Origin of the sequence: Endozoicomonas sp. ONNA2, assembly GCF_024606365.1 — a bacterium.
In the GTDB taxonomy this organism is placed as follows: Bacteria; Pseudomonadota; Gammaproteobacteria; order Pseudomonadales; family Endozoicomonadaceae; genus Endozoicomonas.
Genome location: NZ_JAHHPO010001053.1, coordinates 1 through 9,904, shown reverse-complemented (window position 1 = coordinate 9,904; position 9,904 = coordinate 1). Strand labels below are relative to the sequence as shown.

Genomic DNA, 9,904 nt, shown 5'->3' with positions numbered 1-9,904 from the left:
AGAGTGTCGGCACAAGGAGTCAGAAATATATGATTTCATATGGTTAGCTACTTATCCCCAATCAAAGTCCAGTCTGGCAACCGTTGACCAATGACTGGTGAACTTTCCAAGGATCACAAGATTATGTCACGAAATAGCCGTAGAGGGTTTCTGCTTGCCGCTCTGGCGGGCGCGGTGTTGAATGCCCAGGCTGCTCCAACTCAGTACAACCTGCTCGATGTCTACAGTATGGCGCTGAAGAATGATGCCCAGTTGGCGGCTGCCCGGGCATCCATGAAAGCGACCCTGGAGACTGTTAACCAGAGCCGGGCTGCATTGCTGCCCTCCCTGGGGCTGTCTGCCAATACTGAATATAACAAAGCGACTCGTGATTATGTCAGTGGTGGGGACCAGAAAGATAACTACAACTCCCATGGCTGGGGTGCCACATTGACTCAGCCCCTGTTCAATATGAACAGCTGGTTTAATTTTGAGCAGGCCAAGTCTGTTGGTGATCAGGCATCTGTCGTATTTGCCAATGCCCGGCAGCAGTTGATCCTGCGTGTGGCCGAGTCTTATTTTAATGTGCTCAGATCGGAAGATAACCTGATGACGGCCAAGGCCCAGGAAAGAGCATTGAAGCAGCAAATGGACCAGGCACAGGAACGTTACAATGTTGGCCTGATTGCCGAAACCGATGTCCTGGATGCTCGGGCAGCCTATGACAATGCCCGTGTTGCCCGTATTCAGTCAGAAAACCAGGTATTTATCAGCTACGAACAGCTGCGTACCATTGTCAATCAGGATGTAACCGATATTGCTCACCTGGAAAAGGCGATGCCGGTGGTTGCTCCGACACCTGACAACGCCGAAGAGTGGGTAAATACGGCACTGACCAATAACCTGGGATTGAAAGCTTCCCGGGAAGGGATAATGGCTTTCGAGTCCAAAGTAAAAGCCAGTAAGTCCGGATATGCTCCAACGGTTAATGCCTTTGCCAGTTATAACTACAGCTCCAGCAACTCTTCTTCTGCAAGGAGCCCCAAGACTATTATTGAAGGTTTACCTGCACAGACTCCAACCGGTGACGGCAAGCAGACGGTTATTGGCGTTCAGTTTGATCTACCGATCTTCTCTGGCGGTGCCACCACAGCGGTTACCCGTCAGGCGGGCTACCAACTGGAAGAGGCCCAGAAAAATTATGATCAGCAACTTCGGGATACCAATGCCAATACCCGTAGCCTGCTGAGAACCGCGACCTCGGATGTGGACCGGGTTCATGCCAGTTGCCAGGTGATTCTCTCGTCGGAAAGTGCGCTGAAAGCGACCCAGAGTGGCTATGAGGTGGGTACCCGCAGCATCACTGATGTTCTGGACGCCCAGCAGCAACTCTACTCTTCTATCAGTAACTATCAGAACACCCGTTATGATTTTATTGTCAATACGCTCAAGCTCAAGCAGGTTGCCGGTACGCTCAGCCCGGCAGATCTGGAAGCGCTGAACCAGTGGATGACGAATGCCAGTGATGAGCTGTCTGTACCGGATAAGTGCCGTGGTTAATGGCCGATAATCGAGATTTGGTAAAAATGGTGCATTTTTAATGGTGCGCAGAGAACAATAAATGGCCGTTAATGTTGAATCCACTCTTCTATACTGAGTTAGTACCCGACTATGGATGATAATGTCATGGATGAGCATATCAAGAACTGTGAAACCCGGATGAAAAATTATGTGGATGATGGCTGCTCTCTGGCGGAGGCTTTTCTAAAGACTTTTGCTTATGAAGACCTGGAAGAGCAGCAAAGGGTTATGAAGCGGATTCTTGGTAAATTGTCCATTCAGGGGTTGCAATCCGGCAACGATTATTACTTTGTGGATGGCAGCCGTTTGAATATTGACCCTGCTGTGGATTCAATGCTGGCCACCAAGTATTCCAATACAAACTTGCGCCCCGGACTTTAGAAATTGTTATTTGTCCGATGGCATAAGATCATCAACCAGCATCAATGTCTTTTTCAGTGCTCCCCGGTTGTCACGGACAAACTCTCCGGCATGGAGACTCATGCTTTCATACTCCTCTTTATTCTGTACTAAGCTGATGGCGCTCCGGGCGAGCGCCTCGCTATCGTTAACAATTTTCAAACCTCCCGCCTGAATCAGGGAATTACTGATCTCTTCAAAATTAAATACATGTGGTCCGGACAAAACCGGCAGGTTTAGTGCGGCGGGTTCCAACATATTATGCCCACCCGTGGGTATTAGACTGCCACCCACAAAGGCTATGTCCGATGCGGCGAACAGCTTCATCATTTCGCCCATGGTGTCTCCGAGAATAACCCTGGTCTCATCAGAGGGCGCGGTTCCTTCGCTGTGACGGACCACCGGGAGCTGGTTGTCCAGGACCAGCTGGTGGACACTGTCAAACCGCTCAGGGTGTCTGGGGACTAACAGCAAGCGCACTTCCGTTAACTCTGTCAGAATGGTTTTGAACGCATCAAGTACCTGTTGATCCTCGCCTTCATGGGTGCTGGCGGCCACCAGAATACGAATCTCGCTGCCCATACCTTGCTGCCACTTCTGCCGAAGTGCGTGACCTGCGGTTATGGTGTCAGGTGAGACGTCCAGATCAAACTTGATACTGCCTGTCACGTTGAGCTGCTGTTTGGGCAGGCCAAGTTCCAGAAATCGCCGACCAGTCTCATGGTTCTGGGCGGCAACCATATTGATCTCCCTGAGCATGGGGCGAGTGAGAAAACCGAAGCGCTTATAGCCTCTGGCTGAGCGTTCAGAGAGTCGGGCATTGGTAACCAGCACAGGAATCGAACGTTTATGGCAGGCTGCGATCGTGTTGGGCCACAGCTCGGTATCAACAACGATGGCCAAGACCGGTTTTACCTTGTCCAGAAATCGCCTGACAGCACCGGGAAGATCGTAGCTGGCATAGACATGATCCACGCTGTCGCCATGAATTTTGCCAACCTGGGCTGAGCCTGTGGGTGTCATGGTGGTGATTAACACGCGATGGGTTGGGTAGTTCTGCTGCAGCTGCTTTACCAACGGGCCACTGGCAATGGTTTCCCCCATGGAGACCGAGTGTACCCAGATAATGGGTTTGTCTGGGACGGGAAGGCTGAAGAAGCCAAATCGTTCCCTTTTTCTCTGCCAGTACGCCGGTGCTTTTTTGGAGCGAAAGTAAAGGCGAACCAATGCCAGGGGAGATATCAGGTAAAGCAGCAGAGAATATAAGAAACGACTCATGAGATAATACAGATTTAGATTAATTTGGAATTGAATATTAACAGAGCCCCTGTCTGCCTTCATGAAAATTGCGCCGGGTCAGTTCTCAGGAAGTCTTTAATGAAAAACAATCGCCATTTCATCGGGTTTCTGTTCCATAACTACTTATTCAGACTCCTTAATCTGTTAAAAGTTCTTCTTGATTAGATATTTTTTCCCCTGCAGTTGTCAGCCTTTATAATCCGTGCACCTATTGCTGACAGGCTGGAATTCCCATTATGGGCAGCAATTCAACACACACTTTGATGGTACAGGGCACCACCAGTGACGCTGGAAAAAGTGCCCTGGTCGCGGGCCTTTGCCGGGTTTTCAGGCGTCATGGTATCCCGGTAGCACCGTTCAAGCCCCAGAATATGGCCCTGAACAGCGCCGTTACCGGGGATGGTGGTGAAATTGGCCGGGCCCAGGCTGTGCAGGCGGCTGCGGCAGGGCTTGAACCGCACACGGACATGAACCCTGTGTTGCTGAAACCGAACAGTGATACCGGTGCCCAGGTGATTGTTCATGGCCGAGTGGTGGGGGAAATGAATGCCGCTGAATATCATGCCTGTAAACCGGAAGTCATGGCCGCCATTTTGCGTTCCTGGCACCGGCTGCGGAGTCAATACCAAAACGTGCTGGTGGAGGGCGCTGGCAGTCCGGCCGAGATTAATCTGCGCGAAGGCGATGTCGCCAATATGGGCTTTGCTGAAGCGGCGGATTGCCCGGTGATTATCATTGCGGACATTGACAAGGGCGGGGTGTTCGCCCATTTGTACGGCACCCTGGCATTGCTCCCGGAGTCCGAACAGGCGCGGGTGAAAGGATATGTGATTAACCGTTTTCGGGGTGATGTAAAACTCCTTGAGCCCGGACTGCGCTGGCTTGAAAGAAAGACCGGCAAGCCGGTGCTGGGCGTTTTACCTTTCCTTCACGGGTTGCATCTTGAGGCAGAAGATGCGGTGATTGCCCGGCAACATGTTGATGAGCAAAAAAAGGTATTGAAGGTCGCTGTGCCGATTCTGACCCGTACCAGCAATCACACCGATTTCGACCCTCTGCGCCTGCATCCTGAAGTGAATATTCACTTTGTCGGAAAAGGCCAGTCTATTCCGAACTGTGATCTGGTCATCATTCCGGGGACTAAAAATACCCGCACCGATCTTGCCTTTCTCAAAGACAATGGCTGGGATCAGGATATCCTCAGGCACCTGCGCTATGGTGGCAAATTGATGGGCATTTGCGGCGGTTACCAGATGCTGGGTAAGGCAGTGCATGATCGGGAAGGGATTGAAGGTGCCGCCGGAAGCTCACAAGCGTTGGGTCTGCTGGAGCTGGAAACCACCATGGTTCGTCAGAAGACCCTGACCCGGGTCAGTGGCACCCTGCAGCTGCCCGGTCAGGAGCCGGTACCCGTCACCGGCTATGAAATTCATGCCGGACAGACCACCGGCGTAGCCCTGGAAAAACCGTTAATCCAGCTGGATCAGGCGGTTGCCGGAGTAATGTCAGACGATGGTCAGATATTTGGTACCTATCTCCATGGCGTGTTTGAACAGCCCGATGCCTGCACGGCCATTTTGACCTGGGCCGGTTTGCAGCAAGCTTCAAGGATTGATTATCACCGGTTGCGGGAGGAGGGTATCAACCGAATGGCGGATGCTATCGAAAAACATCTCGATATGGGTACAATCTTTGCCTTGTGTAATGTTGAGCCCTGAATTCAGGAACCACAAAGTCACAGAGGCACAAAGAAAGCGTAACAAGACTGCCCATGGCAACTGGGTTATGAATGTGCCAAAAAATTCCTCCGTGTCTTTGTGGTTAAAAGAAGGGAACCACAAAGACACAAAGTTTTTTATGGGCTTGCCCGGGCTACGCCCGGCAAACAAATAAAGGCTTCCTCCGTGTCTTTGTGCCTTTGTGGTTCAAAACCGGCTTTCCAGATAGGAGATGAACGCCAGAAATGACTGAACAAAAAGGCTACCGGCTAACCCGTATCTATACCCGAACGGGCGACAAAGGCATGACCCGCATTGGTGATGGCCAGCAGCTGCCAAAATCTCACCCAAGGCTTCATGCCATCGGTTCTGTGGATGAAACCAACAGCTGGCTTGGCCTGTTGATCCGCGCCCTGAAGCAGGGTAATGAAGTCACTGAACACCAGTTGCAACAGATTCAGGATATCCAGCACCGGCTGTTTGATGTGGGTGGTGAGCTGGCCATGCCGGGTTATCAGCTTATTCAGGAAGCCCATACCCGGGCGATTGAGGCGCTCATTGACCAGCTCAATGAACCATTGCCGCCACTGAAAAACTTCACATTGCCAGGTGGTGGCCAGTCTGCCTGTTATTGCCATATGGCCCGAACCGTATCCCGTCGGGCTGAGCGGCATATTATCGAGTTAAACGAAGCAGTTCAGGACAGTGGTGAAAAGATCAACGAACCATTGCTGAAATTTGTGAATCGGTTGTCAGACCTGATGTATGTGCTCGGCCGTCACTGCGCATTGCAGGACGAAGGAGAAGTCTTATGGCTGGCGTCTGAGAAAAGCAAAACGGCCGATCAGGAGTAAAACAAGGACAGAAAATCGACAAGCCCCTAGTGATTTAAGACGAATGTTCGGTTAGGATTGCCAAACTTTGCAAGGGTTTCGTCAGTGATTGGTTGCAATCACGACGCTTTTGACCGCTCATTTCGGATGTAGCCAATAAGTCATAAAGAGGGAACAGGGTGAAAAACCCTGACTGTACCCGCAACTGTAATGGAAGAGTTCTGCGCAATTTATGCCACTGGGTTAAACCGGGAAGGCCGCCTGGAACGATGACGCCAGAGTCAGGATACCTGCCTTTGCAAAGCCCAAAAAGAGAGTCTGCACAGGCAGGCTGAACCGGGCGGGTAACCTGGCGGCTGGGAACACATATCCTTTGCAGTGCTTTTTCTGAAAAGTGCTGTGGCCGCCTGCCGCCCTGAGTATTGGTTGTGACTCAGGGACACCATGACGACACACTCCGTACCAGACAAGACACTGAAGAGCAGGCTGCTCCGGGCAGTGCTGATTATCGCCTGTGCCGTGTCATTACCTTTCAGTACCGTCCGGGCCAGCGAGTCTGACAGCCCGAATTGTGTCACCGATATGAGTGGCCGCCCTGTCTGCCTGGATACCCGTGCGCCCGGCATCATCAGTCTGTCCCCGGGTGCCACTGAATTGCTATTTGCTGCCGGTGCCGGTGATCGTGTTATGGCGGTTGATCAGCACAGCGATTTCCCTGCAGCGGTAAAACAACTGCCCAATGTGGGGGGCTACCCCAACGTAAATGTTGAAGCCATCCTGGCCATGAAACCCGATCTGGTGGTGGTCTGGACCGGAGGTAATTCCCCGAAGGTGATTGAGCAGCTGGAGTCCCTGGGCATCAGCACCTTTCATATCGATGTGGTGGATTTTGCCGGCATTGGGCAGGCGATCCGACTTCTTGGGCAGGTGGCCGGAACCGAAAAAGCAGCGGACCGTGTTGCTAGCGACTTCACCAATCGTTTGAACACATTGCACAGTGATTATGGCCACCGTGAGCCGGTATCGGTGTTCTTTGAAATCTGGCGCTCCCCACTGATGACGGTGGGTAATGGCCTGGTTATTGATGATGTCATTTCCTTGTGTGGTGGCCGGAATATCTATGGTGATGTCTCCGGGCGTATTCCCAAAATCGGTGTTGAATCCCTGATTACCCGTGATCCACAGGTCATTATTGGCTCCGATCCGAAAGGCGATACCCCACAAACCCGCAAAGCGTTGCTGGACTACTGGAGCCAGTGGCAAAGCCTGCAGGCGGTACAGCGCCAACAACTGTTTTCGCTACCCAGTGATTTGATTGCCAGACCAACGCCCAGGATTCTGGAAGGGGCAGAGCTGATCTGTCGGCAATTGCAAGTGGTGCGCTCAAAGGCAAGCCATCGGGAATATGTGGCTTCTCAGACACCAGCCTCATGAACAGGGTCCGTTCTGAAAGGCAGACTCCTGAATTTTTTAAGACCATTCGCTTACGTTAAGGATGCAAATAAAGTGTCGTTTAATCAGCGTTCTATTTTTGTACGCACCGGGCTTTCTGTTGCTGTGGCAATGTCCGTGATGAGTTCTGTTGCCGTGGCAGAAGAGGTTTATAAGCTTGAGGAGGTTGTTGTTACTGTGGCAAGGACCGCTCAAACTGTTGATGAGACGTTGGCTCCTGTGACGGTGATTAATCGGGAGCAGATTGAGCGGAGTCAGGCAACTTCCGTTACAGAACTTCTGACCCAGGCACCGGGGGTTCAAATCGCCTATACCGGTGGTGTCGGCAGTAAGACGGGTGTTTATTTGCGAGGTACCAAAACACAGCAGACACTGATTCTCGTTGATGGGCATCGTATGAATGGAGCTTATGCTGGTGAGGCTCCCTTACAGTATTTAGATCCAGATCAAATCGAACGGATAGAAATTGTCCGTGGACCGCGTTCAACGCTATACGGCGCTGATGCAGTAGGGGGCGTTATCAATATCATCACTAGAAAAGGTGGAAAAGAACCGGAATTAACCGTCAAGGTTGGTGGTGGTAGCCGAAATACCGGCGAATATGCGTTGAACTTCAATGGGTCAGTTAGCAGGACACAGTTCAATCTGGGGGCTCGTCTGTTTGAGACTCAAGGCTATGATCGCACGACGAATCAGCTAGGTTCAGACGGGGATGATGATGCGTTTCGCAATAAGTCCATTTCGGGCAGTTTGTCCCATCGTTTTGAAAATGGTGTTGAAGCAGGGGTTAATATCTCTCACTCCGAAGGCAAGGCTGAATACGATAACAGTTATGGTAGCAGCACGCCGGAGTATCCAATTTCATTTTTTGAACAAACGACATTCAATGCTTATGCATCCTTACCGGTCACTGCGGTGTGGAATACGAAAATTGATGCAGGTTATGTCAGGGATGATCGAAAGGACGCAGGAGCTTACCCGAGCTATGCGGAGGGCGAAATCCTTTCCCTGAGCTGGCAGAATGATATTGCCTGGGCCGATGAGCAATTACTGGTTGCGGGTGTCGACTATTCGGATGATAAAGTAACCAGCAGTAATAACTATGCTGTTGATGAACGTTATAATGTTGGGTTGTTTGCCCTTAATCAATCATCTTTTTCTGGTAGCGATCTACAGATAGGTGGACGTTTTGACAAGAATGAAGTGTACGGCAATAACACTACGGGCAGTGTGTCCTGGGGCTTTGATTTGCCAGCAGACACTCGTCTGATAGCCTCTTACGGAACAGCATTCAGAGCACCTCCATTTATTGACCTTTATTCTCCATATGGTCCAAATCCAGATTTGAAACCAGAAGAAGCCCGAAATGCTGAATTAGAATTACGGGGTGTCTGGAGCCAGGACACTCAGTGGTCGGTCAGCCTGTATCAGAATGATATGGATAATATGCTCGATTATAATTCTGATGCGGGTCGTACAGAAAACATTGCCAAAGCCAGAATGCGTGGAGTTGAGTTTGTGCTAACCTCCCGGATTTATGACTGGGATCTAAATACTAATTTGAGTTTTGTTGACCCGGAAAATCTGTCAGGGGTGAATGCTGGCAAAACGCTGCATCGCCGAGCCAAACAGCTTTTTACCATGAACGTTGACAGAAATTTTGGCAAATGGGCGATTGGAGGAACCTTTAGAGTCCAGGGAAAAACATGGGATAATGCAGCAAATACGCTTGAAATGCCCGGATTCGGTACTTTTGATTTAAGAGCGTCCCTTAATGTCACTCCTGAGTTGAAAACGCAGCTTAAGGTTGTCAACGTGTTGGATAAAGAATATACAACAACTAATGGCTATATAGATGAGCCCAGAGGTGTTTTCGCTACGCTTATTTGGTCGCCTGAGCTATGAACTTCTCCTCGTTCCCACGCTCTGCGTGGGAATGCAGACCGTGCTATCAATAGGCTCTGCAGTGTTTGCCAGCTCCCGTACGCATTCCCACGGGGACCGTGGGAACGAGGCTGCCTCTGCAATAAACAGGTTATGCCATGACTCTGAAGTACTCCGGCGATATCCGCGAACTCTGCTACCCATTTATCTACGAAGACTCCCCCTTGTGTGATTATGAAATTATCACCGACGAACTGTGCGCAACCCTCGGTGGCGTGATCAGTGAGCTGGAAGGAGATCAGCGTTTTGTGGATATTTATGATTTTCTGGATCAACTGCAGCCCGGAATATTCCATATGAATGGCTCAGTCCGGGGAAAGCAGGCAATTTTTGAACAGCAGATACAGTGGCTGGCAGGCTACTTTGACCAATACCAGAAAGAGATTGAAGGCCAGCTGCACGGCTTTGTACTTCCCAGGGGCGGCCGTCCCGTACAGTTACTTCACAGTTGTCGTTCACTCTGCAAAAAGGCGGTGAGAGCGTTGGTCAAGGTAGATGCTTACGGCATTGAGGTCCCGGATGAGTTACATCGGTTTGGCAATCTGCTCTGTAACCTGTTCTTCCGTTTAACGGTGGTGATCAATCGCCGGCTCGGCATTGTAGAACCTGAATACCAGAGTTTGAGCTATAGCCTGAAGCCCAATGCACTGACTTAAGCGTGAAAGCCTTGCCATAGTTAGTTAAAAGACTTTCACCACA

8 protein-coding genes and 1 riboswitch are annotated in these 9,904 nt (G+C 50.7%); of the genes, 7 read left to right on the top strand and 1 reads right to left on the bottom strand.

Going from position 1 to position 9,904, the window contains the following annotated elements; genetic code table 11:
• The first annotated feature begins 123 nt into the window (after positions 1-123).
• Both KDK14_RS18695 and KDK14_RS18690 read left to right on the top strand, forming a co-directional pair.
• Entirely contained in the window at positions 124-1,539 is a 1,416-nt protein-coding gene (locus KDK14_RS18695) for a TolC family outer membrane protein (protein WP_257266716.1), read from the top strand.
• Positions 1,540-1,650: 111 nt separating this feature from the next.
• Complete coding sequence (locus KDK14_RS18690; protein WP_257266715.1) at positions 1,651-1,941, top strand: hypothetical protein; 291 nt, start codon at positions 1,651-1,653, stop codon at positions 1,939-1,941.
• A gap of 6 nt (positions 1,942-1,947) precedes the next feature.
• Here KDK14_RS18690 and waaA read toward each other — a convergent pair whose 3' ends face one another.
• Positions 1,948-3,237, bottom strand: a complete 1,290-nt coding sequence (waaA, locus tag KDK14_RS18685) for a lipid IV(A) 3-deoxy-D-manno-octulosonic acid transferase (RefSeq protein ID WP_257266714.1) — start codon at positions 3,235-3,237, stop codon at positions 1,948-1,950.
• Positions 3,238-3,494: 257 nt separating this feature from the next.
• On the opposite strand from waaA, the gene KDK14_RS18680 reads away from it, so the two are divergent.
• From KDK14_RS18680 to KDK14_RS18660, 5 genes are all read left to right on the top strand, one after another.
• Entirely contained in the window at positions 3,495-4,976 is a 1,482-nt protein-coding gene (locus KDK14_RS18680) for a cobyric acid synthase (RefSeq protein WP_257266713.1), read from the top strand.
• Positions 4,977-5,221: 245 nt separating this feature from the next.
• The gene (locus tag KDK14_RS18675; RefSeq protein WP_257266712.1) at positions 5,222-5,830 is read left to right on the top strand and encodes a cob(I)yrinic acid a,c-diamide adenosyltransferase; all 609 of its coding nucleotides are present in this window, start codon (positions 5,222-5,224) and stop codon (positions 5,828-5,830) included.
• Between the two features lie 120 nt (positions 5,831-5,950).
• Positions 5,951-6,122, top strand: a riboswitch (cobalamin riboswitch).
• Positions 6,123-6,253: 131 nt separating this feature from the next.
• The gene (locus KDK14_RS18670; RefSeq protein WP_257266711.1) at positions 6,254-7,243 is read left to right on the top strand and encodes a cobalamin-binding protein; all 990 of its coding nucleotides are present in this window, start codon (positions 6,254-6,256) and stop codon (positions 7,241-7,243) included.
• Between the two features lie 72 nt (positions 7,244-7,315).
• Entirely contained in the window at positions 7,316-9,166 is a 1,851-nt protein-coding gene (locus KDK14_RS18665) for a TonB-dependent receptor domain-containing protein (protein ID WP_257266710.1), read from the top strand.
• Positions 9,167-9,303: 137 nt separating this feature from the next.
• Entirely contained in the window at positions 9,304-9,861 is a 558-nt protein-coding gene (locus tag KDK14_RS18660; RefSeq protein WP_257266709.1) for an ATP:cob(I)alamin adenosyltransferase, read from the top strand.
• The last annotated feature ends 43 nt before the right edge of the window (positions 9,862-9,904 follow it).

Coding starts and splice junctions, on each gene's coding strand:
- KDK14_RS18695 (WP_257266716.1), top strand. CDS start 124: ATGTCACGAAATAGCCGTAGAGGGTTTCTGCTTGCCGCTCTGGCGGGC.
- KDK14_RS18690 (WP_257266715.1), top strand. CDS start 1,651: ATGGATGATAATGTCATGGATGAGCATATCAAGAACTGTGAAACCCGG.
- waaA (WP_257266714.1), bottom strand. CDS start 3,237: ATGAGTCGTTTCTTATATTCTCTGCTGCTTTACCTGATATCTCCCCTG.
- KDK14_RS18680 (WP_257266713.1), top strand. CDS start 3,495: ATGGGCAGCAATTCAACACACACTTTGATGGTACAGGGCACCACCAGT.
- KDK14_RS18675 (WP_257266712.1), top strand. CDS start 5,222: ATGACTGAACAAAAAGGCTACCGGCTAACCCGTATCTATACCCGAACG.
- KDK14_RS18670 (WP_257266711.1), top strand. CDS start 6,254: ATGACGACACACTCCGTACCAGACAAGACACTGAAGAGCAGGCTGCTC.
- KDK14_RS18660 (WP_257266709.1), top strand. CDS start 9,304: ATGACTCTGAAGTACTCCGGCGATATCCGCGAACTCTGCTACCCATTT.